General features: G+C 68.7%; 25 protein-coding genes. 16 read left to right on the top strand and 9 right to left on the bottom strand.

Features of this window, described 5'->3' with window-relative positions; all coding sequences use genetic code 11:
- Positions 1-202: 202 nt before the first annotated feature.
- Positions 203-931, bottom strand: coding sequence for an SDR family NAD(P)-dependent oxidoreductase (locus MMF94_RS40065; RefSeq protein ID WP_241042721.1), 729 nt, complete (start codon positions 929-931; stop codon positions 203-205).
- A gap of 52 nt (positions 932-983) precedes the next feature.
- Here MMF94_RS40065 and MMF94_RS40060 point away from each other — a divergent pair, with 52 nt between their 5' ends.
- Complete coding sequence (locus MMF94_RS40060) at positions 984-1,601, top strand: TetR/AcrR family transcriptional regulator (protein WP_241042720.1); 618 nt, start codon at positions 984-986, stop codon at positions 1,599-1,601.
- 490 nt (positions 1,602-2,091) lie between these two features.
- Here MMF94_RS40060 and MMF94_RS40055 read toward each other — a convergent pair whose 3' ends face one another.
- Positions 2,092-3,354 carry an MFS transporter gene (locus tag MMF94_RS40055; protein ID WP_241042719.1) on the bottom strand — a complete coding sequence of 421 codons (1,263 nt, stop codon included), beginning with the start codon at positions 3,352-3,354 and terminating at the stop codon, positions 2,092-2,094.
- 153 nt (positions 3,355-3,507) lie between these two features.
- Between MMF94_RS40055 and MMF94_RS40050 the strand changes: the two genes are divergently transcribed.
- The 3 genes from MMF94_RS40050 to MMF94_RS40040 all read left to right on the top strand — a co-directional run bounded on the left by MMF94_RS40050 (position 3,508) and on the right by MMF94_RS40040 (position 5,430).
- Complete coding sequence (locus MMF94_RS40050; RefSeq protein ID WP_241042718.1) at positions 3,508-4,254, top strand: class I SAM-dependent methyltransferase; 747 nt, start codon at positions 3,508-3,510, stop codon at positions 4,252-4,254.
- Positions 4,255-4,340: 86 nt separating this feature from the next.
- The gene (locus MMF94_RS40045) at positions 4,341-4,574 is read left to right on the top strand and encodes a hypothetical protein (RefSeq protein ID WP_241042717.1); all 234 of its coding nucleotides are present in this window, start codon (positions 4,341-4,343) and stop codon (positions 4,572-4,574) included.
- A 43-nt stretch (positions 4,575-4,617) separates the two neighbouring features.
- Positions 4,618-5,430, top strand: coding sequence for an NmrA family NAD(P)-binding protein (locus MMF94_RS40040; protein ID WP_241042716.1), 813 nt, complete (start codon positions 4,618-4,620; stop codon positions 5,428-5,430).
- A 167-nt stretch (positions 5,431-5,597) separates the two neighbouring features.
- Here MMF94_RS40040 and acpP read toward each other — a convergent pair whose 3' ends face one another.
- Both acpP and MMF94_RS40030 read right to left on the bottom strand, forming a co-directional pair.
- The gene (gene acpP / locus MMF94_RS40035) at positions 5,598-5,837 is read right to left on the bottom strand and encodes an acyl carrier protein (RefSeq protein WP_338104428.1); all 240 of its coding nucleotides are present in this window, start codon (positions 5,835-5,837) and stop codon (positions 5,598-5,600) included.
- 120 nt (positions 5,838-5,957) lie between these two features.
- Positions 5,958-6,122 (bottom strand): hypothetical protein, encoded by a 165-nt coding sequence (locus MMF94_RS40030; protein WP_241042715.1) that lies wholly within the window; start codon positions 6,120-6,122, stop codon positions 5,958-5,960.
- 549 nt (positions 6,123-6,671) lie between these two features.
- Here MMF94_RS40030 and MMF94_RS40025 point away from each other — a divergent pair.
- Positions 6,672-7,889: an acyl-CoA dehydrogenase family protein gene (locus tag MMF94_RS40025; protein WP_241042714.1), complete on the top strand. Its 1,218-nt coding sequence runs from the start codon at positions 6,672-6,674 to the stop codon at positions 7,887-7,889.
- 385 nt (positions 7,890-8,274) lie between these two features.
- On the opposite strand, the gene MMF94_RS40020 is transcribed toward MMF94_RS40025, so the two are convergent.
- Positions 8,275-8,991 carry a TetR/AcrR family transcriptional regulator gene (locus MMF94_RS40020; protein ID WP_241042713.1) on the bottom strand — a complete coding sequence of 239 codons (717 nt, stop codon included), beginning with the start codon at positions 8,989-8,991 and terminating at the stop codon, positions 8,275-8,277.
- A gap of 100 nt (positions 8,992-9,091) precedes the next feature.
- Here MMF94_RS40020 and MMF94_RS40015 point away from each other — a divergent pair, with 100 nt between their 5' ends.
- Both MMF94_RS40015 and MMF94_RS40010 read left to right on the top strand, forming a co-directional pair.
- Positions 9,092-9,403 (top strand): hypothetical protein, encoded by a 312-nt coding sequence (locus MMF94_RS40015; protein ID WP_241042712.1) that lies wholly within the window; start codon positions 9,092-9,094, stop codon positions 9,401-9,403.
- 4 nt (positions 9,404-9,407) lie between these two features.
- Positions 9,408-10,619, top strand: a complete 1,212-nt coding sequence (locus MMF94_RS40010; RefSeq protein WP_241042711.1) for a PQQ-dependent sugar dehydrogenase — start codon at positions 9,408-9,410, stop codon at positions 10,617-10,619.
- Positions 10,620-10,939: 320 nt separating this feature from the next.
- Here MMF94_RS40010 and MMF94_RS40005 read toward each other — a convergent pair whose 3' ends face one another.
- Together MMF94_RS40005 and MMF94_RS43915 are read right to left on the bottom strand one after the other, a co-directional pair.
- Positions 10,940-11,863, bottom strand: a complete 924-nt coding sequence (locus MMF94_RS40005; protein WP_241042710.1) for an EamA family transporter — start codon at positions 11,861-11,863, stop codon at positions 10,940-10,942.
- A gap of 32 nt (positions 11,864-11,895) precedes the next feature.
- Positions 11,896-12,105, bottom strand: coding sequence for a pyrroline-5-carboxylate reductase dimerization domain-containing protein (locus MMF94_RS43915; RefSeq protein ID WP_379660545.1), 210 nt, complete (start codon positions 12,103-12,105; stop codon positions 11,896-11,898).
- Between the two features lie 362 nt (positions 12,106-12,467).
- Here MMF94_RS43915 and MMF94_RS40000 point away from each other — a divergent pair, with 362 nt between their 5' ends.
- The gene (locus tag MMF94_RS40000) at positions 12,468-13,433 is read left to right on the top strand and encodes a helix-turn-helix transcriptional regulator (protein ID WP_241042709.1); all 966 of its coding nucleotides are present in this window, start codon (positions 12,468-12,470) and stop codon (positions 13,431-13,433) included.
- Positions 13,434-13,920: 487 nt separating this feature from the next.
- Here MMF94_RS40000 and MMF94_RS39995 read toward each other — a convergent pair whose 3' ends face one another.
- Positions 13,921-14,295 carry a winged helix-turn-helix transcriptional regulator gene (locus MMF94_RS39995; protein ID WP_241042708.1) on the bottom strand — a complete coding sequence of 125 codons (375 nt, stop codon included), beginning with the start codon at positions 14,293-14,295 and terminating at the stop codon, positions 13,921-13,923.
- 78 nt (positions 14,296-14,373) lie between these two features.
- Here MMF94_RS39995 and MMF94_RS39990 point away from each other — a divergent pair, with 78 nt between their 5' ends.
- A complete protein-coding gene (locus MMF94_RS39990; protein ID WP_241042707.1) occupies positions 14,374-14,784 on the top strand; it encodes a RidA family protein in 411 nt (136 codons plus the stop codon).
- 552 nt (positions 14,785-15,336) lie between these two features.
- The gene (gene budC / locus MMF94_RS39985) at positions 15,337-16,116 is read left to right on the top strand and encodes a meso-2,3-butanediol dehydrogenase (RefSeq protein WP_241042706.1); all 780 of its coding nucleotides are present in this window, start codon (positions 15,337-15,339) and stop codon (positions 16,114-16,116) included.
- Here the strand turns inward: budC and MMF94_RS39980 are convergent.
- Positions 16,056-18,407, bottom strand: coding sequence for an ATP-binding protein (locus tag MMF94_RS39980; RefSeq protein ID WP_241042705.1), 2,352 nt, complete (start codon positions 18,405-18,407; stop codon positions 16,056-16,058). The genes budC and MMF94_RS39980 overlap by 61 nt on opposite strands.
- A gap of 136 nt (positions 18,408-18,543) precedes the next feature.
- On the opposite strand from MMF94_RS39980, the gene MMF94_RS39975 reads away from it, so the two are divergent.
- From MMF94_RS39975 to MMF94_RS39950, 6 genes are all read left to right on the top strand, one after another.
- Complete coding sequence (locus MMF94_RS39975; RefSeq protein ID WP_241042704.1) at positions 18,544-18,873, top strand: alpha/beta hydrolase; 330 nt, start codon at positions 18,544-18,546, stop codon at positions 18,871-18,873.
- Positions 18,874-18,901: 28 nt separating this feature from the next.
- A complete protein-coding gene (locus MMF94_RS39970; RefSeq protein ID WP_241042703.1) occupies positions 18,902-19,063 on the top strand; it encodes a hypothetical protein in 162 nt (53 codons plus the stop codon).
- Between the two features lie 181 nt (positions 19,064-19,244).
- Entirely contained in the window at positions 19,245-19,637 is a 393-nt protein-coding gene (locus tag MMF94_RS39965; RefSeq protein ID WP_241042702.1) for an ester cyclase, read from the top strand.
- Between the two features lie 69 nt (positions 19,638-19,706).
- Positions 19,707-19,940: a hypothetical protein gene (locus MMF94_RS39960; RefSeq protein ID WP_241042701.1), complete on the top strand. Its 234-nt coding sequence runs from the start codon at positions 19,707-19,709 to the stop codon at positions 19,938-19,940.
- Positions 19,941-20,062: 122 nt separating this feature from the next.
- A complete protein-coding gene (locus MMF94_RS39955; RefSeq protein WP_241042700.1) occupies positions 20,063-20,596 on the top strand; it encodes a DUF4188 domain-containing protein in 534 nt (177 codons plus the stop codon).
- Between the two features lie 411 nt (positions 20,597-21,007).
- On the top strand, positions 21,008-21,934 hold the full coding sequence (locus MMF94_RS39950; RefSeq protein ID WP_241042699.1) for a CPBP family intramembrane glutamic endopeptidase: 927 nt from the start codon (positions 21,008-21,010) through the stop codon (positions 21,932-21,934).
- The last annotated feature ends 140 nt before the right edge of the window (positions 21,935-22,074 follow it).

The raw sequence follows: 22,074 nt of genomic DNA, 5'->3' as shown, positions 1-22,074 counted from the left end.
GCGCCGCCTACTACCGCACCGAGATCATCATCGCCGCCATCGTGTTATGGCTGCGCACCGACTTACAGGACACGCCCCAGGCCGATCCGAGGAGGGTCTCACGGACCAACCCCCGAGCGCCTACTGGTCTTGGCCGTCGCGCCGAGCGCCGCCCAGCGCCACCTTCAACGCGGCGCCCACGCAGCTCTGACATCTCACGAGCTCAGGAAGCCGGGGTGAAGGCGTCGAACACCGCCTCCGCCTCGTCCCGGGTCACGTACATCCGCCAGGCCGTGCCGGCGATGTCATCCGGGTTGAGCGTGGGTAGCTGCGCGCCCTGGTCCACGAGCGCGCGGTGGATGTCGCCGCGTTCGACCAGCCCGCCGATCGTCAGAGCCGCGGCATAGACGCCCTGGTCCCGGACGGCGGCGGCAAGCGTCAGGACGTACATGCGCAGCGCTGCGGACGCCGGTGCAAGGGTGCCCAGCATCGGCATCGGTTGCAGACCGCTCAGCCCACTGCCGAAGAAGAGGGCTCCGTCGCCGCGTTCGAGCATCCGCGGTAGCACGGCTGCGACGAGGTCGACGGCGGGCACCACCGCGTGTTCGAAGGACGCCCGCACCGCGGCAGCGTCGGCCCTGGGAAGCGGGACGATCCTCGCGCCGAGGTCCGCCGCCGCCGGTCCGTGGTACGCGGTGTCGATCTCGCCGAGATCGGCAGCGATGCGGGCCAGCACCTCGCGCAACTGCTCCGGGTCGCAGACGTCGGCGGCGTAGCTGCGGGACTCGATCCCGTCGGCTGCGAGCTCGGCCCGGTACCCGGCGTGGCGCACGTCGGTGCGCGACACGAGCGCCACGGCGAAGCCCTCCCTCCCGAACCGCCTGGCCATCGACATCCCGAGCCCCGGGCCCGCGCCGAGGATCGCGATCACCTTCGCATAACTTGAGGTCATGCTCAACTTTCTACCGGTAACCTGAGACGCCCGTCAACTTCTTGGATGGAACATGGCCCTGCGCAAGGACGCCCAGCGCAACCGCGAGCGGCTCGTCGAGGCCGCACGCGCGGTCTTCGCCGAACGTGGTCTCGACGTGGCCCTCGACGAGGTCGCCCGCCGGGCGGGCGTGAGCATCGGCACGCTGTACAACCGCTTCCCTACCCGGGCAGAGCTGGTGCGGGCGGTGTTCGCCGACCGTGCGGAGACCGTCGTCCGCCTCGCCGAGCACGCGCTGACGATGGACGACGCATGGGCCGGGTTCACCCACTTCGTGGAGCAGGTCTGCCGGATGCAGGCCGCCGACCGCGGCTACAACGACCTGTCCGCGCGCAGCATCCCGCAAGCAGCTCCGACCCCGAACCACGCGCACGGGTACGAGCTGATGACCGAGGTCGTCGAGCGCGCGAAGCGCGGCGGGGCGCTGCGCCCGGACTTCGCCCTGTCCGACATGGCGTTCGTGACCTGGGCGATCACCCGGACCATCGAGGCCACCGCCGACGTCGACCCGGAGGCATGGCGCCGCCACCTCGGCTTCGTCCTCGACGGCCTGCGCGCCGCCGCAGCGCACCCGCTTCCGGTGCCCGCGCTGAAGCCGGAGCAGGTCGCGCGCATCATGCGCGACTGCTGACCGGGCCAGCGCTCGGCGCCATGAGCGCGATGAGCACGCCGCCGACCACCACGCGTATGGCGAGGAGTACCAAGAGCGAAAGCACGAGCCGCCCTGCCCGTCCTCGCACCTGGGTCGGGGAGGACGCAACCGGGCTGGAGCTGGCCAGTTCGGCGACCTCGGAGACGCAGTTGTTCGAGCCCGGAGCACCGGAAATCGCTGATCCACTCAGCGCCGGGGCCATGCTGGGCCAGTCCCTGTCCGGTCGGCGGGTGCTCCTGGCTCCAGTAGGCGTGACTTCGTTGGCCGACCCGAGCCTGCACTGCTAGCCCTCCACGCTGCCATTCTCTTGGCGAGAGAAGACGGGACGGTCGTCGACAGGACGGTCCTTGTCAGGCCTGTCGCGCCGCAGGGCGTCTGCAGCAACGGCCATGTCCTCGCGGCCGCCCTTCATGTAGACGTGCCATAGGAAGTTGATCGACGGCTCCCGCGCGGCTGCAGATTTTCGTGCTTACCCGGCTGGTTCGTCCGTAGCGCTCGCCAGTGCGCGGTTGTTCAGCACGGGATAGAAGACCAGCGCCACCAGGATCAGCAAAACACCAGCGGCGACATACGAGACCTGGACGGCGAACAAGGTTGCGAGAACGCCGCCGAGTGCCGCACCGACCGGTCCCCCAGCCATTACCACCAGTCTGCTCGCCGAGAGCACCCTCCCCAAGAGTTCATCAGGCACGATCTGCTGACGCAATGTGCTCACCACGACTTTTTCCGCGGTCATCAGCGCACCGGTCAAGATCATCATCGCGGCCGCAACCCACGCATTTGCAACAAGTCCCAGAACCAGAATTGCCAAGCCCACGCCGGCTTTGCCCGCGAGCATCACTGCGCCGGGGCCGAATCGCTTGCTGCCGGCCGCGGCGGCCAGTCCCCCGACCGTCGCGCCGACCGCGGTGGCCGCCAGCAACAAACCGAAACCGAAATCCGGAAGTCCGAGGACCTCCTTGGCCAGCAGCGCGAGCATCGCGAACTGAGCGGTGGCCGCGACGTTGCCGAGGCAGGAGACCGTGGCCAGCGCCCGCAGGGTCCGGTTTCCGAACAACCACCGAATGCCCTCGACGATTTCGCTCCGCACGCTCTTGCGCGGACCTTCGGACGTCTCCTTCGGCTTGGCGTCCGTCCGGATCGAGAGGATCAACAGGCCACTGGCAGCGAACGAGAGAGCGTTGCCGGCGAACGGCAGGAAGTTCCACACGCCGAACAGAGCGGAGCCGACCGGAGGCCCCACGAAGTCCTCACCGTTGCTCTCCGCCGCGACGATCCGCCCGTTCGCCGTTGCCAGGTTCCGCGGATCCCGCGACACGAAGTCGGGAATGGCCGACTGGGCGGCGAGGTCGAAGAAGACCTGGCCGACGCCCAGCAGGAACGCCGCGACCACCAGCCACAGCAGGTTCACCTGCGCGGTCGCGGTCAGGATCAGCACTGTGAGACCGACCAGGACGGCGAACCGGCCCAGGTCCGCCCACATCATCACCCGTCGGCGGTCCAGCCGGTCCACCACGACACCGGCGTGCAGCGAGAGCAGCACCCAGGGAATCTCGGCGGCCATGACGACAAAACTCAACGCCATCGGGCTGCTGGTGCTCTGCAGGGCCAGCAGCGGCAACGCGGCGGCGTGCATGCCGGTGCCGATGGCCGACACCAGTGTGGCGCAGAAGAGACGGTGAAAGCGGCCGCCCAGTTTCACCTTGGCGTCGTCAGATTCCTTCGTGGGCACTTCGAGAATTCCTCCGGACCAGACGTTCAAAACGCAAGAGCGCGGGCCCGACCGAGGCTCGTCAGGGAGGACGCACGAGCAGTTGTCACACATGAGCAACAGGTGGCCGGGTGCTTCCCACGAAGCTAGAGGTCGGTGGCATCGTCAGATGGTATGTCTGCCGATCTTGAGCGCTCCGGGCCCGCTGACCAGGCGGTAACCAACGACTACGACAGTTTCGCTGAGGCGTACGCTGCCGAGACGGAGTCCAACCTCGTCAACGGCTACTACACCCGGCCCGCGGTCCTGGACCTGGCCGGAGACGTGGCCGGGCGGCGAATTCTTGACGTCGGTTGCGGAGCAGGCCCCCTGCTCGCGGCACTGCGCGATCGCGGCGCCATCGTGACCGGCATCGAGCCCAGCGCCAAGATGCTGGACTTGGCCCGGCAGCGACTCGGCGATAGCGCGGCTCTGCATCAGGGCGGGCTGCGCGGCGATCCTCTGCCGTTCCCCGACGCCTCGTTCGACGATGCCATCGCGTGCCTGGTCCTGCACTACCTCGCGGACTGGAAGGCACCGCTCGCCGATCTGCGGCGCGTGCTTGTACCCGGCGGCCGACTCATCGTCGCCGTCAACCACCCCTTCGTCTACAAGTTGCTCCACCCCGATGCCCAATACTCCGTGATCCGCGAGTACTCCGAGGACAACACTTTCAGCGGCCAGAGCGTCGTGCTGACGTACTGGCACCGGCCGCTGCACGCAATGACCGCCGCCTTCACCGCAGCCGGCTTCCGGATAGCCGTCATCAGTGAGCCGCCCCCCGCACCGGGCGCCCGTGAGCGCTTCCCGGACGAACTTGCGAAGGTGCCTTTGGGAGCCTCCTTCCTGTGCTTCCTGTTCTTCGTTCTCGAGGCTGCCTAGTGGCTCGACACGATGAGCCCACCAGGTAATTGATCTCGCCGGGTGCACCCGCGACGCTGCCCGCACACCGAATGTGGGAGGTGGGTGTGGCGCGCAGGCCGAGCGTGTTCGTGCGGGCGTTGTCCATGGACGAAGGTCAGAAGCTGCAGCGGATCACCCCACCCGACCGACGCGGCGGTGAGGTCACCGGTGAGCAAGGCGCGTTCGGCTTCGACGACGCAGGTAAGGGGGTTTGCCCGTGCCACGGTCTGCAGGGATGGGTTGCCGCCATCGTCACCGCTGCCGTCGGCGTTCGCGTCATGGTCCGCAGCGCGGACTGACCCCACCGTTACTCAACCCTCCCTCCGACCGCTGAGGACTGTGATGACCATTCTTGTCACCGGAGCCACCGGTACCGTCGGACGCCACCTGGTGCGCCAACTCGCCGAGGCCGGCCACCCCGTGCGCGCCCTGACCCGCAACCCGGCAGCAGCCAACATGCCTCCGGGGGTGGAGGTCGTCGCCGGTGACCTGACCGACCCCGACGCTCTCGCCGCGGCGTTCACCGACGTCACCGGCCTGCATCTGATCACCTTCGGCGGCGACGCCGGCGAAGCGCTGACCACCGGTCCCCAGCTGGTCGCCCTCGCCACCAAGGCCGGGGTCCGCCGGGTGAGCGTGCTCAGCGGCTGGGAGGAGAGCTCCGTCGAGGTAGCGCTGCGAGGCGCGGACATCGGCTGGACTCTGCTGGCCCCGAAGGAGTTCATGTCGAGCGCCCTGGAGTGGGCGGGCATGGTCCGCGAGGGGGCGATACGAGTGCTTGCCAACTGGCCGAGCGCGGTCGTTCACGAGGCGGACATCGCTGCGGTGGCCGCGACCGCGCTGACCGAGGACGGGCACGCCGAACAGACCTATGTGATCACCGGTCCGCACGCCCTGACATCAGCTGAGCGAACGCGTCTCATCGGCGAGGCCATCGGCCGGGAGGTCACCTTCGATCAGCTCAACGAGGATCAGGAGCGCGAGCGTCTGCAGTCCTACGGTTATCCCGACGACTACGTCGAGTTCGGCATCCAGCTCGCGACCAACCCACCCCCGCAGGCCGGCGTCGTGGAACCCACCGTCGAGCAGGTCACCGGCCGACCCGCCCGCACTTTCGCACAGTGGGCCGCCGAGCACGCCGACGCGTTTCGCTGACGTAGCGTGATCGGCTCTGTGTCAAGCTCCGCCGGTTGATCCTGGGAGGCCCACGGGTGGGATTTGCGGGAGTCGCGGAGTTCGCGGTTTACCCCAGGGATGTAACGAGCGCACGACGCCCGTAGACGCGGCCCCAACACCGGCACACGCCGACGCCAGGAAAGCGGTCAGTGTTCTTCGATGTAGTTGACGACGGCCTGGACGGTGGTGAGCTCCTCAGCCACCTCGTCCGGGATCTGGACGTCGAACCTTTCCTCGAAAGCCATCATCAGCTCCTGTAGGTCCAGCTCGTCCGCGCCGAGGTCGGCAAACGACGAGTCGACTGCGACCTCGTCCTCCTCGACTCCGAGTTGCTGGGCAACCACTGCCTTCACGCACTCTGCGAGGGACCCTTCGATGGCGGACACGGAACGCCCTTTCGTCGTTGTGGACGGGGTAGTGCGACTGCAGCCCGCCACACCGCGCTGGCCGTGATCATTCCGGAAGCGAGCTGCAGAGGCGAGGCTGCGATGACACCGCGACTACCATCAACTCTCCGCATCGAACGAGACCTGAGGCGGCGAGCGGGTGCTATCGGGAGTCCGGCCGAAGCGGCCGCTGGCCGACACCACGCCCACCACCTCGTCGACGCCCGCCGCTACGTCCTCCGAAGCCACCGGGGAGACGTCCAACCCCTCCGCCGCCGACAGCACTCGTCACCTCGAGACCCACACCCGGGACGAATACGGCAACTGGCAACTCGGCCTCACCGACGGCGCAGCCGATAACACCAAGCGCCGCTACGCCTTCGTCCTCGGCGATACACGCGCATCCATCGGATGCGAGGATCATCTCCTGCCATTACCGAGCCGCAGAGTGGGGCCACAAGGACATCGAGCTCGCGGCCTACGAAATCCTGCAATACCTGGACAACTCCCGCAGGTGACGGACACCGGTAGCAATACCCGTCGACCTGCCCTGGCGCCACCCGAATCAGGTTGCTCAACGTGAATACTTTCATTCATGTAGCGAACTAGAGGGTCGGACTTGTCCGCGAATACCCGCTCCTCGGCGGGGTATTGTCGAGCGAGTCGCGGTCATGGGCGATCCCGGGTCGAGCGGAAAGCAACGCCCTTCTCGTGGGGCGTGTGCAGTCAGGGACGAAGCCCGCTCCGGCGCTCGATCGGAGCGGGCTTTCACGCCGATTCCGGTGAATCGTTCGCGGACCGGGCGAAATTACCCACTGCCTCGAGGAGGACTGTATGAGTGCGTCCGTGTCCGTGCCGACCGGTCTCAACGACCCGGCTGAACGGGCTGAGTTGACCGCTGCCGCTCGGGAGCTGGTGCCGCTGCTGCGGTCTCAGGCGGCGGAGACCGAACGGCGGGGGAATCTGACGCCGGAGGTGGATGCGGCGCTGCGTGCGGGGGGTTTCTACACGTTGACCGCACCGCGGAGGTTCGGTGGTCGCGAGGCCGGCGTGCGCACGGTCATCGACGTGTTCGCGGAGTTGGCTCGTGGCTGCGGATCGAGCGCCTGGGTCGGGAAGATTTATTGCGGTTCTGCGTTCATGGCCTCACTGTTCGACGATCAGGCCCGGTGCGACATCTGGGACACGGACGCTCACGCGGCGGTGAGCGCGGCGCTGAAAAGTGCCGCGTCGAACTCGGTGCGGTCGGTGCCGGGTGGGATCAGGATCAGCGGGGAATGGCGCTACGCCTCGGGGATCCATCAGGCGCAGTGGGTGCTGTTGCGGACGCTCGTCGATGCCGGCTCGACGCGGGAGCCCGATGATCGCCTCGTCCTTGTCCCGGCCTGCGACGTCGAGGTGAAAGACAGCTGGGACATGGCCGGCATGGAGGGCACCGGCAGCGACAGCGTCGTCGTTCGTGATGTGTTCGTGCCGGAGTACCGCACCATGGCCGCGCGGAGGTTGCGCGGTTCGCGGCAGCGGTGGCAGGAGGGCGAGCGTGTCTATCTCGCGCGGGTTCAATCGTGGCTGCGGGTGTCACTCGCGGGCCCGATCACCGGGATGGCCCAGGGTGCGTTGGAACATGTGCTCGAGACGCTAAGTGACGGGAAGCCGATCACCAGCTCGACCTACACCGACGCGATCCGCTCGCCGAGTGTCCAGCTGGGGATCGCCGAGGCCGCGTCACTCATCGACACCGCCCGGCTGCACGCCTACCGCGCGGCCGCCGACATCGAAGCCGCCTCGATCGAGGGCCGCCGGTTGGACGTTGCGGCCCGGGCCCGCATCAGGATGGACAACGGCGTGGTCATGCAGCGGTGCCGGGAGGCAATGGAACTGCTGCTCGACATCGGCGGAACCGCAGGCTTCCGTCGCAGCGACCCACTCCAGCGGTTCTGGCGCGATCTGGCCACCGGATCCCGGCATGCGGCGGTGTCGACCTCGCTGGGCAGGGAGATCTACGGGCGGGCCCTCCTGGGCGTCGACAAACAGATCACAGGGGTTGTCTGAGGGCGACACCTTGATCGTCCGTTTCGGTGGGCTCGTGCGGCTACGGAATTCGACCAGAGGGGGACGCTGTGAATGTCGCGGAATCCGCATCCGGTGCATTGAACGAACCCGCGGAACGGAGTTGATGTCCAACGCCCGTGAACTCGTCCCGCTGCCGAAAGCGCACGCGGCGGAGACCGAACGGCTGGGCACCCCGCCCCGGAGGGGCACGAAGCCCTGCGCTCAGCCGGCTTCTCCACATTGACCGCACCGCGGAAGTGTGATGCCGGGCGAGTACTGCTCGGGACCGACCGTCACACCGGCGAGTCCGCGGTGGTCCTGGCGGCGCAGCCCGGCCGCGTGGCCGGTCCGGGCCACCAGCAGACCGCTGCCGTTTCGGCAGGCGTCAGGAGGCGCGGGGCGCGGCTCGGCCCTCGGCGGCGACCCGGTCGAGCCACTCCCGCAGGAGCCCACGCTCGGCGTCGGTGAGCACCGTCAGCTCCGGCAGGAGGGCCCGCAGCGTCACGGCCGTGGCGACGGACCCGGCACCGGCCTCGGTGCGCCCGCGTCCGTCGGTCGTTATTGCACTGATCACCGACTCCCGGGCGAACTCGGAGAGGGCGAGATCGCGCTGCTCGGGGGCCATGCCGATCAGCGTGAGCGTCACGCCGCGCCCCGTCGAGTGCACCAGGTGCGCAGCCCGCTCCTCACCCACCCGTAGGCGCCCCGCCGCGGCGACACGCAGGATCATGCCCGCGAGCACAGCGGCGGCCTGGCGCTCGGCCGCCGACTCGACGCCCGGCCTCGCTTCCCCGAAGACGAGCGCGTAGAGCGCGGGGTGCTCCAGCCCGAAGCCGACGTGCAGGTCCCACCCCCGCCGCAGGTCCACCACCGGATCCGGATCCCGCTCCCGAACGGTCTTGCTGTGCAGGTATTCGGCGATCCCGTGGACGGCGACAGCTTCGAGCAGACCCTGCTTGTCACCGAAGAGGCGGTAGATCGTCGGTGCCTGCACACCCGCCGCGGCGCTCACCGCCCGCGTCGACACCGCCTCGCGCCCGCCCTCGGCCAGTAGCTCAGCCGCCGCCTCGACGATGCGCCCCCGGGTCGCGTCCGCGTCCATGTTTCCAACGATAACACGGCATCGTTATCGACGATTGCATTATCACTGGAACCATGCTTCTGTTATCACCGGAAGCAAGACCGCCTCGAGGAGGATGACCATGGACACGCGCAGAATGGGCACCGACGGCCCGCAGGTCTCCGCTCTGGGGCCTGCCGCGATGGGTATGTCCGACCTCTACGGCCCGGCCGACGAGGCCGAGAGCATCGCCACGATCCAAGCAGCGACCGAGACCCGTGGCACCGATGTCGTGCCGCTCGTGGGCGCCCGTCTGCAGGAGTCGCTCGCGGCCGCCGACCTCGTCCGGAGCGATGAGGTCATCGGCGCCATCGAGGCGGCCGTGCCCGCCGGCGACGCCGCCGGTGAGCGCTATCCCGAGCAGCAGATGGCCGGCCTCGACAGCGAGGGATGACGAGATGCCCAGGAAGTCTCGCTCACCGTTGCCGGCGCTGCTCGCTCTCGCGTTTGTGGCGGGATGTGCAGCCACGCCCGGGGGCCCCCTCGACTCAGCGCCCGCCGATAGCATCGGCGTCTCGAGCCGCAACTACCCCGACGACGACAGCGCACCCGCGGTCAGCCCGGTGGTTCCACCGGTGACCGGCGCACCGCGAGGGCCCGTGGCTCCGGTCGAGGTCCCGCGGCTGGGGGCGGTCACCGAGGTGGCCTCGGGACTGCGCATGCCGTGGGGTCTGACGTTCCTGCCGGACGGATCGGCGCTGGTGTCGAGCCGCGACTCCGGTGACATCAGCCATGTCCCGCCGGCCGGAGGGCCGGTGTCGAGGGTCGGGACGATCCCCGGGGTGACCGAGAGCGCCGAGGGCGGCCTGCTGGGCCTTGCCGCCTCCCCGGACTTCGCCGTCGACCGGACCGTGTACGCGTACGTGTCCGCCAGCCCGACGAACCGGGTGGTCGCGGTGCAGGTCGCCGAGGACCTGCGCTCGTTGACCGTCGGGCGGATCGTCCTGGACGGGATCGGCACGGCGGACCGTCACCACGGGGGCAAGCTGGTCTTCGACCGGGACGGCAATCTCTGGATCGGCACCGGCGACGCGTTCGAGGGCGGCCGTTCCCCCGACCCGAACTCGCTCAACGGGAAGGTGCTGCGGATCCGCCCGGACGGCTCACCGGCGGCGGGCAACCCCTTCGGTACCGCGGTGTTCTCACTGGGGCACCGCAACGTGCAAGGGATCGCGTTCGGGCCGGACGGCGCGGTGTATGCGTCGGAGCTCGGCCACCGCACCTGGGACGAGGTCAACCTCCTGCGGCCCGGCCTGGACTACGGGTGGCCCGCAGCCGAGGGTGTCGCGGGATCCACCGGCGAACCGCCGATCTTCGCACTGCACCCGGACGAGGCGTCGCCTTCCGGCATCGCACTGACCGCCAACTCGCTCTGGATGGGTGCCCTGTCCGGGCAACGGCTCTGGCAGCTCCCGGTCAGCTCCGGGCAGCCTGCGGGCGAGCCGATCTCGCACTTCGTCGGCCAGTACGGGCGGATCCGAGCGGTCGAGCTCGCGCCGGACGGCGCGCTGTGGATCGTCACCTCCAACACCGATGAGGCGACCTGGGGAGGCACCGACCCCCGGACCGGCGACGACCGGATCCTCCGCGTCGAGCTGAGCGCTCGATGACCGGCCCTGGCCTCCACCGCCGCATGGGCCGTGGACCGTCCACGTCGCCGTGACTGCGGCGACCGGAAGCCCTCCCCCGGCCTCCACGGCCTGCGCCACACCTGCGTTGCCGTGGATCTCCTTCCAGTTCCGTCCACAGCTCGTTGGCCCGCTTCAGCAGTGGCAGGTACGTGGCGCCTTGCCGGTACGCGCGGCGGAAGATGCGGCTCTCGCCGTGCGACCGTGCGCGTCCACGGCGATCACCCGCACGCCGCGCTCTGCCAGCGCCCAGGTGGTGGCCGCTCCAACGACACCTACACCGATGGCCCGGACGTCACAGTTCATGGCAGACGGGTCCCTTTCTCGTGCGTCTTGGCAGCCGAGGATGCCTCCACCGCCACTGAACTCCTGCGGGCGCGCAGCATGGAATCCACGACGATGGAGACCAACGACAGCCACACCACGACGAAACACAGCACGGTGTTTCCCGACGGCCGCTGGCCGTAGAAGACCAGCGCGACCACGAACTGGGTGGTCGGCAGGACGTACTGCACGAATCCCGATACGTTGAGGGTGATCTTCTTCGCACCGAAGGAGATCAGCCAGAGCGGCGTGACGGACACGAGCCCGCACATCGCGAGCAGGGCGATCTCGGTCGCACCCGCGGCAGGCCCGGGGTCGAGCGAGTAGGACGAGCCCGCGACGACGGCGACGGCGACGGTGCCGACAGCCAAGAGCGCGGTCTCGAGGGTGAGCCCGGTGACCGGGTCGGCGGTGGTGAGCTTCTTCAGGAAGCTGTAGACGCCCCAGGTCATGCCGATCGTGACGTACACCCACCACTCGAGCTCGCTGCTGCGCAGGATAAGAAAAACTACGCCGAGCAGGCACACGACGAGCGCAACACCGCGGACCCGGCCGAGCCGCTCCCGCATCACCATCGCGCCTAGCGCGATGGTCACCGCGGGCGCGATCAGGTACCCCAGCCCGGTCTCCAGGACCCTCCCGTGGATCGAGCCCCAGATGAAGGCGAGCCAGTTCGTGCACACCAGGACTGCAGCGGCGAGGTGGATCACCACCAGTCGGACATTGGACGCCGCCTCGAGAGCGGCTCGTACCCGTCCCAGCCACACGAGTGCCACACATAGGGTGGCGAGCGACACGAGAATGCGATAACCGAGGAGCGTCGTCGGTGACACATCGCCCAGCGCGTGCCAGTACAGCGACGACGTGCCGAGAATGACGTTGGCCACCGCCATCGCGGTCACGCCGACCGCACTTTCCCGGGGATGCGCAGCTTTTAATGCCCCAAGCCCTTTGTCGCAGTAGCGCATACTCCTCGTTCCGTTGTCTCTCCCGGCGTCATAACCTCTCTGCACAGCTCTACTGGGCTGCGTTCAGTTGATTCCAGCAGTACCGCCGTGCCGCGTAGTTTCTGACCCGTCATCAATCGGGCCGGGCTGGATCGGAACCCCACTGTGACGGCGAACTCGGTGAATACCCCTGCGATATGTGCCCCGGCTCCGGGATTCTGCGGCGTCCACCACTACGAGTGAAGGACCACCGACACTCTTCACGATGCCGCCGATGATGGCAGTCCCCATATGGCCCGCCCCAATGACCACGACGCGCCCAGAGAACTGCACGTCTCCTCCTCGGTTCGCGAGCGACAGTACGAACTGGCCGGGCCTACCGAGCCCTCCAGCCAGTCGAAATGCTGGCGCACCATCCGCCGAACCGACTACGTTCGGTGGCGGCGTGATCGCGCAATGCACAAGTACGCAGAGGGCGGTGTGGATGGATCGGGCCTGCTCGGCGTCGTGCGGCGCACCGGAGCTCTGCGACGAGGCCCTGTCCGTGTACGAGGGAGCGGTGGCAGACGCTACCGCCGGAGGTTCGCCCGAGCTGGACGAGGTGCCGACGTGCCTGCGCAGACTCGGGCTCGTCGTCCCCTCGGCACAGCCACCCGGCCGCGTACGCGTCGTGCCACCGTCTGTGGCGGCAACGCACCACCTCGCACCGCTGGAACGGGCCATATCACGCACACGCACCGCGCTTGCCACCGTCACCGAGACATTCGAGCTGATCGAGCGGGCGTACAACCGCGGCCGGACGGCACACATGCCAGACGTCGTCCCCATCCATGGTCAGACGGAGGTCGAAGCCGCTCTACAGCGCTCACTCGACGAATGCCGGACGGAACTCATCACAGCGCATCCGGGGAGAGGCCGTTCCCCGGAGATCCTGGCGGACGTGCTCGAACGCGACCTCCCCGTGCTGCGCCGTGGAGTCCGCAAGCAGGTGATCTACCAGCACACCATCCGCATCCACGGGCCGACCCTGGAGTACGTGGACAGCATCGTCCGCGAGGGAGCCGAGGCCCGGACCCTCAGCGAACTGTTCGACCGGCTCATCGTCTTCGACCGGAAGATCGCCTACATCGCGTCACCCTCGCGCGACGAGCACGAGCTGATCGAGATCCACCAGCCCGCCCTCGTGCGCTACCTGAGCCGCGCCTTCGACCTCAGCTGGAGCAGGGCCACGCCCGTACCCACCGCTGCGGGCTACCGGCATTCGGTCGCCGTGACCAGTGACATCCAACGCAGCATCATGCGCATGCTCGTCAACGGACTCACCGACGACAAGATCGCGCGAGAGCTCGGGATGGGCCGCCGCACTGTCGCGGAGCACGTGCGGCGACTGTCCGAGCGCTTCGGCAGCTCCGGCCGCGCCCAGCTCGGCTACGCCATCGCCAGGTCCGGCCTCCTGGACGTCGACGGTCACCCACAACCATGCTCTGGGCCTCCGGCCGACGACGAGCCCAAGTCGGACGAATGATCCAGTCCATACCGCAATGCCAAGTGGGGTACGCCAACCTCCGCTCAAGGAAGCTCAAGATCAGCGTGACAATGACGGCACTAGTTCTCGACCAGGATATGATCTTCATCATATGCAGACCATGTGGGCTCACCCAGACACGGATCCCGACCTCATTTGACCGTTTCAGTCAGAGCACGGAACCCGCCGCTCCAGATTCGCTCCTGTTTGACGTTCATCAGCCACGGTGGACAGACGATCATGATTCACAAGACCTGTAGGCTAGACGGGCACATATCCGGGTTTCCGCAGGTAGAAACGCTGATGAGCGGCTCCCCCCGACGTAGGGAACCGCCCATCGTTCCGTCGGGGCGACAGGATGTGAACCTGCGACCCCTTGACCCCCAGGGTAGGCGTGAACCAGCTCCAGCACTCGGCTCACCGATCCGGACCTGAACCGATTACCCGGCCCAAAGCTGCGTGACAAGCCATCAGCTAGCACAGCCAACTAACGCTCCTCATCGAAGTCGGCGCGTGCTCGTTCGACGTGGGGCAGCGTGACGGTGGTCCATTGCAGGAGCGCGTCGATCAGGTCCTGCAGCGTCTTTCCAAGAGGCGTGATGCGGTACTCGACGGCGACGGGCCGGGTGCTCGTGACGACGCGCTCGACCATGCCATTGCGCTCCAGGCGGCGGAGTGTCGCCGTCAGCGACTTCTGCGTGACGACGGGAATCGCCCGGCGGAGCTCGTTGAAGCGCAACGGCCGCTCGCACAGCGCGTCGAGAGCGTGGATCGACCACTTGTCGAGCACCTGGTCCAGCAGGTCGCGGTGGTCCTCGGTGAGGAGAGGGCCGTCCGGCCGGGGCGGAGCGGTTTCCTGCATGACACCTGGTCTCGTTGAAGTTCCCTTCGGAAACCGAGTATATCTCGGATACCTCATCCGACGACGAAGGGACTTCTCATGACAGTGCAGTTGCTGACCCCGGAGGGCATGTTCGCTCCCGTTCCGTACCACCACGTCTCGATCAGCTCGGGTACCCGCCAGGTGCATGTGGCCGGCCAGATCGCGCGTGACGCCGACGGGAACGCGGTCGCGACGGGTGATCTGGCCGGTCAGGTCGCGCACGCACTGCGCAACACGGCGCGCGGCCTGGCCGGCGCCGGAGCGAGCTTCGCCGACGTCGTCCGGCTCCGTTTCTTCGTGACGGACTGGAGCCCGGACAAGTACCCCGACTTCATCGCCGGCATCGATCGCGTCGCGGACGAGATCGGGCTCCCGCGGCCACTGCCGCCCCTGTCGGCGATCGGCGTGGACTACCTGTTCGAGCCTGACGTGCTCGTCGAGGTGGAGGCGTTCGCCGTCCTCGACTGAGGGCCGACCCTCACCGAGGCCACCAGCGACACCATCTCTAATACTGCCGCGTTGAGGTGCCTCGCAGCCGACGGCGAGATGCCCTCGAGGCGCGCCCCGAACTGGGTGAGCAACGCACGGAGCATCGAGCCGACGCGCCCTGGCTGCTCAGCCGCACCGCGGTCAGCCTTCCAGATCGGCGGCTCGTAGCGTCGCCTGCAGCCGGAGATTATTCAGGCCGTTTACACCGAGAGCGGCAGCAGCGGAGCCTGGTCGCTCGCGGCGTCGTCGCGTCCGCCCTGCTCTGCTGCGGCGTCGTGATCGGCGTGATCGGCAGTGCGGTGATCTTCGCGCTCATGTACGGGCTGAACCGGTCTTCTTCACCGCCCTCATCGTCGGCCTGATCGCGGGCGAGGTCCGCTGCCGCAGCGGATCGATCCGCCGGGGTTCGTCGCCGATCGCTGTGGGATCACTGTGGGATCTCTGTGGGTGGGGCCGGTCCCGGCTGGCAGGAAGTGTCGTCGGAGTCGGGGACCGGCTGGCCCCGACATGATCTCGGACGGGGTGTGAACGATGGTCTTTGTTGATCGGTTCCGTGGGCGCGTCGTCGTCGTGACGGGCGGCGGATCGGGGATCGGTGCCGCCACGGCACGGCGCTTCGCGGCAGAGGGCGCCACGGCTGTGGTCGTGGGGCGCACCGAGGAGAAGCTCGATCGGGTCGTGGCATCGGCGCCGAAGGGAACGACGATCGCCCGGTACGTCGCCGACGTCGGTGACGAGGAGGCGATCACCCAGGTGATCGACGCGGTCGCCGATGGGTTCGGACGGTTGGACACGCTGGTCAACAACGCCGGGGTCGCGCAGCTCGGCACGGTGGACAAGCTCGACACCACGGCATGGCGCGCCTCGATAGCGACGAACCTCGACGGTGTCTTCTTCGCCTCTCGTGCGGCGCTGCCGCACCTGCGGGCGGTGGGTGGCAGCATCGTCAACGTCGGCTCGGTCAGCGGCCTCGGTGGGGAGTGGGGCATGGCCGCCTACAGCGCGACCAAGGCCGCCGTGGCCAACCTGACCAACGCAATGGCCATGGACCACGGGCGGGAGGGCGTGCGTGTCAACGCGGTACACCCGAGCTACACGAGCTCGGAGGTGATCGCGCCGGTGCTCGAGCTCGACGCCGTCCGCGAAGGACTTGCCAACCGCATGCCGCTGGGTCGTAGCGCCGACCCCGACGAGATCGCCGCGGTCATCACGTTCCTGGCCAGCGAGGATGCCAGCTTCGTGACCGGCGCTCAGCTGCGGGCCGACGGTGGCGTGGGAGCGACGAGCGGCAACCCGCACCTCGAGTTCTGACGGGTCGTGAGGCCCCGACCTCCGGCACGGCACTCGATGGCCTGCGCCAGCTCGACGACGTCGTTCATCGTCGTTTCCCGTCCGATCCGGAACTCGGCCTCGAATGCGATCTCTCCGAGGCCCGATCGGGCCTCGGAGAGATCGCGCTGGACGAGGTCGAGAGTGACGGGGTGGTCGGCGACCACGGCGTGCTCGGCGGCGTAGGAGGCCCAGGCGCCGAAAAGGCGAGCACCCGCCTCGAACTCGCCGAGCTGGACGGCGACGCCGGCGAGGGCCGAGAGGATGTAGGGCAGGGTCCAGCTGTTGCGGATGGTGGCAGCCAGGCCGACGGCCTCGGCGAGCAGGGCCGCGGCGGTGGCGTAGTCCTTCTGCCGCTCGGCGAGAATCGCACGGGCGGTGAGGATGGCTCCCGTTTCGAACGAGAGCCCGGTGCGACGCGCGGAGGCTTCTGCTGCCCGAAGGGTCCGGGCCGCCTCGCCGGGCCGCCCGGCGGCGGCGGACTGCCCGACGGCGAGCAGCGCCTGGGTGACCCGCCACGGGTCGCCATCGGTTCGGGCTGCCTGCAGCGCCTCGTCGGAGAGGCGCTGCGTCGTCGACTCATCGGCGACGAAGAGCGCCGAGGCGGCGGCCAGCAGCAGGGCGTCGGCAGCGAGATCGTCGTTGCCGGCGTGCCGGGCCACCGCGACCCCCTCTTGAGACACCCGGTGCGCGTCCTGCGGGTCGGCGAGCAGCAGGACGCCAGCCCACGCCACCAGCAGCCGGGCACGGGCGAGGTCACTCATCGGGAACGAGTGGATCCGCTCGGCCCAGAGGCGAGCCTCACTGCTGTGCCCCCGGATCATCAGATGCAGCGCCAGACACCAGAGCAACTCGGCGGCCTCGTCGGCCGCGCCATGATCGAGGAGATGGTCGACGGTGACTCGAACGTTGCCGAAGTCGGCGTCGAGCAGGCGTAGGGCGGGGACCTGGCCCGAGCCGCGCAGGTCGTCATGAAGAGCGCGCGCGGTACCGAGCACGGCCCGCGCCAGAGCAAAACGGGCCTCGTCGCGTTCGCCGGGTTCCAGGAGGTCGGCGGCGAACTGACGCACCGGCTCCAACAATCGGAACCGCTCCGTCCCCTCCACATCGTCGACCCTGGTGACCAGGGCATGCCTGACCAGGTCCGTCAGTGCGGGCAGCACCACCGAGGGGTCTGCGCCGCCGACCTCCTCCGCCGCAGCGAGCGAGAACGCGCCCCTGCACACGGACAGTCGCGCCAGCAGCAACCGGGCGTCCGCCGGTAGCAAGTCGAGACTCCATCGCAGGGTGGCTGCCATGCTTCGCTGCCGGTGGGGGAGGTCCTGCGGGCCGGCCATCGGGATCACGTCGAGCCGTTCGAGCAGCGTAGCCGGGCCGAGGAGCGCGGCGGCGGAAGCCGCAAGCTCGAGTGCCAGCGGCAGTCCGTCTGCGCGCTCGCACAGGGCAGCGACCGCCGAGGTCGTCCGATGATCGCCGCCGAGAACCGCGCCGGCGGCGAGGGCTCGCTCCTGGAACATCTGCACTGCTGACGCGGGGTCCAAGGGCGCGACCCGCACCTCACGCTCGGCTCGCACTCGCAACGGTGCCCGGCTTGTGGCCAGCACCACGAGGTCGCGGCAGCCGGCGACGAGGGTCGCCAGCTGCGGCCCGCACTCGAGAACGTGCTCGAGGTTGTCCAGCACCAGCAGCAGCCGACGCCCCCGGACGTAGGGGACGAGAGCATCTGCAGTGTCGATGTTCGCGGTGGGAAGCCCCAGCGCGGTGGCGATGGCTGGGACCACCGCATCCGCTCGAGCGACGGATGCGAGCTCGACCATGACGACCCCACCCGGGAAGGCCACCCCGGCGTCGGCGGCGGCGGCCAGGGCCAGCGTGGTCTTTCCGACGCCACCGGGGCCGGTCAGTGTCACCATCCGCTGATGAGCGGAGGTGAGCAGGGCAGCGACAGCGGCTCGCTGGTCGCCCCGTCCGATCACCGAGCCCGCCGGGACCGGGAGGCAACCCGCGTGCGGCGCGGGCGACCTGTGGGCTGCGTCGGGCCCGGTCGCCGCTGGGTGTGGGACGGAGCGCACCAGAACCGCGCGCTCCGCCGCTTCCAACTCCAGTGCATCGGCCAACGCGGCGACCGTGTGCGGGTAGGGCCGGCGTCGCTCGCCGCGCTCCAGGGCGCTGATCGCCTTCGGTGAAAGGCGAGCCCGCTCGGCCAGCTGCTCCTGGGTCAGCGACCGGGCGATCCGGTGCCCGCGCAGCAACTCGCCGAAGGTGCAATCCACGCCGCCTCCTCCATCAGCGCTCGCAGGTCCGTGTTCGCCCAGGTCACCCTCGCCTGCTGGCGCGGGTGCTCAACCGGTCGCCGGGCTGCCCGACCGGGAGGATGTCGTCTCATCGAGGATATCGCCGAAGCGGCTCATGCTGATCGACACTGCTGTCGTGTTGCCCGGGCACTGGCAGGTCTACGTCGTCAACGAGGTGCGCGACCGGATCGACTCCCTCGACGCTGCCACAGCAGGGCTGACCGCAGAGGGCGCCCAGCACAGCGTCGCACTGTTCGGGCAGAGCGAGTGCATCGACAGGATCGTCGCCGACTACCTGACCGATCTGCAGACCCCACCCGACGGCGCCCGCTGCACCTTGCAGCCGCCCGCGCCGAACCGCGCACGTCAACGTGAGGCACGTCGCGGTACGAGGCACTTGCGTGTGCCGCGACGGCATACCGTCTCCTGCTCCGGAACGGGCTGATCACGGCCTCGATCGGGCAGGGGTGCGAATGGGCAGCTATGCAGTGACGGGTTCGGCGTCGAGGATCGGCGCCGCGGTGACCGAGCGGCTCCGTGCCGCCGGGCACTCCGTGATCGAAGTGGATCTGTGCGACGCCGACGCCGTCGAGGACCTCGGGTCACTGGAAGGCCGCTGTCACAAGCCCTGCTGACACTGCTGTCGCGCCGCACCCCGCAGCGCGACATGTCAACTTCTGTACCGATCGGAATAGAAGTCGCGGACCCAAGGTTCTCCGCGATCGACGGTGGCCGCCACGACGAGAGCGTGGAAAGGCATCGCCAGTCATCAACACAACGAGTACAGCCCCGACACGGGGCGACAAGGAGGTCATCATGTCCGACTCCGACGTGCGCGAGGTCTTCGAGCGCTACATCGACGCGCTCAACGATCATGATTTCGACCGCATGACCGAGTTCATCCACGACGAGCTCGTCGAGAACGGCCGGCCGGTCACGCGGGACGACGTCATCGCCGAGCTCAAGGGGCACGGCGCTGCGGTGCCGGACTTCACCTGGCGGGTCCAGGACATCGCCATCGACGGTGACCGCGTGGCAGCCCGCCTGTTCAACAAGGGCACGCACACGAAGGAGTGGCTCGGCGTCGCCCCCACCGGAGCCACGCTGGAGTTCGCCGAGTACGCCTTCCACAAGGTCCGCGACGGACGCTTCTACGAGATGAACTACCTGATCGACGCCCAGGCAGTGCAGCGACAGCTGGGCTCCTGACGTCCGCGGTCGGCCCTCGGGGGCGGCGAGGAGGCGCAGTCCGGCCTCGAGGCGGCGGTCGAGGCCGCCGTGAGCACGTTCGGCGGCCTCGACGTGCTGGTCAACAACGCGGGAACAGGCATCGGTGTGGATGAGTTCACCGAGGTCACCGCCACCCGGTCGGTCGTGGAGAGCATCCCAGTCCGACTGCTCGGCACGCCCGACGACGTCGCCACCGCGATCACCTGGCTCGCGCAGCCGGACGCCTACGTGTCCGGCGCGGTCGCGCCAGTCACCGGAGCCATGGTCGCCGGACTCAACTGAGCCGCGCCTGGTCCAGGTCGCAGGCCTGGCCGGATCCCGTCGCCGGAAGTACGAGCCGCGAGGGGCGCCCGGCCACATGCGTGGATACGCCGAGGGTGCAACTATTCAATTTCGGGGGAGATATGGCGAAGATCGTCCCGGGCAGGGTCATGCACCAGTACGACGGAGAGCTGGTGGTGTTCCACATCGGCATGACGTTCAACCGGTGGTGGCGGCCGGATCTCTGGATCCCGGTCGGGCGGGACATGCGGCGTATGCTGCGCGAGCTGTCCGAAGATCCGGACTCCGGGCTGCTGGGCTACGAACTGCTGATCAACGGAAACGGGCCGTACCTCGCGCAGTACTGGTCCTCAATCGACAAGCTCTACGACTACGCATCCGCCGGCTCGCTGAGTCACCGGCCGGCCTGGACGCGGTTCAACGCGATGGCGAAGAAGAACCCCGGCGCGGTCGGGATCTGGCACGAGACCTTCATCGTCGAGCGGGCCGAGAGCATGTACGTCGGGACGCCGGCCATGGGGCTGCCCGGGGCAACGAAGATCATGCCCGTCGAGAAGCGACACCACCGCGCCCGCGCGCGCCTGGAGGACGGCGCCACCACGCTGCCCGCGAGCCCGGCGGATCGGAGCCATCCGACCGCCGGGAGGACGGACTGATCACGGGCTCCTCTGCTCGTGCGACGGCGGCCGCCGAACTGCTCATGATCAGCGAAATCGGGACCTGACGTCCACATGTGCACGTCAGGTCCCGATCCTGGCGATCACGTGAGGACTCGAGCCGGATCCCGGGCTCGCCCCCCGAGCGGCGGGCGCTCACCGCGCGGACAGGGAACGGAACCACCGCAGGCCGCGCGCGTTCTGCCGACCCGCCCACCCGTATCCGTGGCACGTCGCCGGAACCGTCGCGCTTGCAGGACGGTGTCGTGGGTGTGGTGGGTGCCCGCGGGGGTGGGGGTCGTGCGCTGCGGCTCAAGAGCATCTGGATGGCGGGCTGACCGCCGAACCCGACACCCGAACCCCGGAAGGGGCCGTTCCATGCGTTCACCTGATCCCACCCACCCCAAAACCGTGAGTCCCGTGGCGCGGCCCGGCCCATCCGCGGTCGACCCCTCGCGGCCGTTCGGCGCCCACCTGCGGATGAGCTGGTGGAAGCCGTTCGTCCTCGTCCTGGCATTGCCGCTCGTCCTCGTGGTCCTCCAGGTGCTGGCCTACCAACTCGTCGGCGTCATCGAGGGCAGCGACGACCCGCTGTCCCCGGAGCTCACGCCGCTGAAGTCCCTGGCCGTCAACGTGGCCACCGGCGCGACCGGCCTGGTCGCGGTCCTGCTGCTGGTGTGGATGACCCGGGTGCCTTGGAGCGCACTGTTCAGCTCGCGGCGGGCGTTCGACCGGCGGCGCCTGGCCCACTACTCGATCGGCGCAGCGCTGATGGTGGGGGCCGGAGCAGGAGTGGTGGGCGCCGTCGCACCGGCATCCACCGGCTGGACGACCTTCGCGATCAGCGGTACGACGATCGCCTTCCTGACGATCACCCTGCTCACCACCCCCATCCAGGCCGCCGGCGAGGAACTGATCTACCGCAGCGTCATGCTGCCCGCGGCCGCGAGCTGGGTGCGCCCGGTCCGGCCGGCGCTGGCCGTCGGGCTCGTGGTCTCCGCCCTGGGCTTCGCCGTGGTCCACGGCTCGACAGACCTCTGGCTGGCCGGCTACTTCACGGTGGTCGCCGTCAGCACCGGGCTGATGGCGATCCTCAGCGGCGGCATGGAGGCGCCGATCGCCTTCCACGTCGTCAACAACGTCCTCTTCGGCGTGATCAGCAATGTCATGTCCGGTGGGGGGACCACCACCATCGACCGGGCCACCGACACCGGCGACGCGTCCCTGCTGATCCTCGTTGCCGTCAACGTCGGCATGGTCGTCCTCGTCGCGACGTACGAACGACGCCGCCGACGCACCAGCGAGGTTCCCGCCCACCGACCGGACGGGACCTCATGAAGACCCCGCCGACGCTGATCGCCGTCGAGGACCTCTTCGGCGCGCCCACCCGGAGTCGCGCCCTGGTGTCCCCGGACGGCACGACGGTCGCCTACCTCGCACCGTGGCGAGGCGACTCAACTTCGTCAACCCGGACAGCA

Source organism: Pseudonocardia alaniniphila (assembly GCF_022524485.1).
Lineage (GTDB): Bacteria > Actinomycetota > Actinomycetes > Mycobacteriales > Pseudonocardiaceae > Pseudonocardia > Pseudonocardia alaniniphila.
The sequence above is the reverse complement of the archived record's forward strand: the minus strand, read 5'-3'. Positions and strand labels throughout refer to the sequence as shown.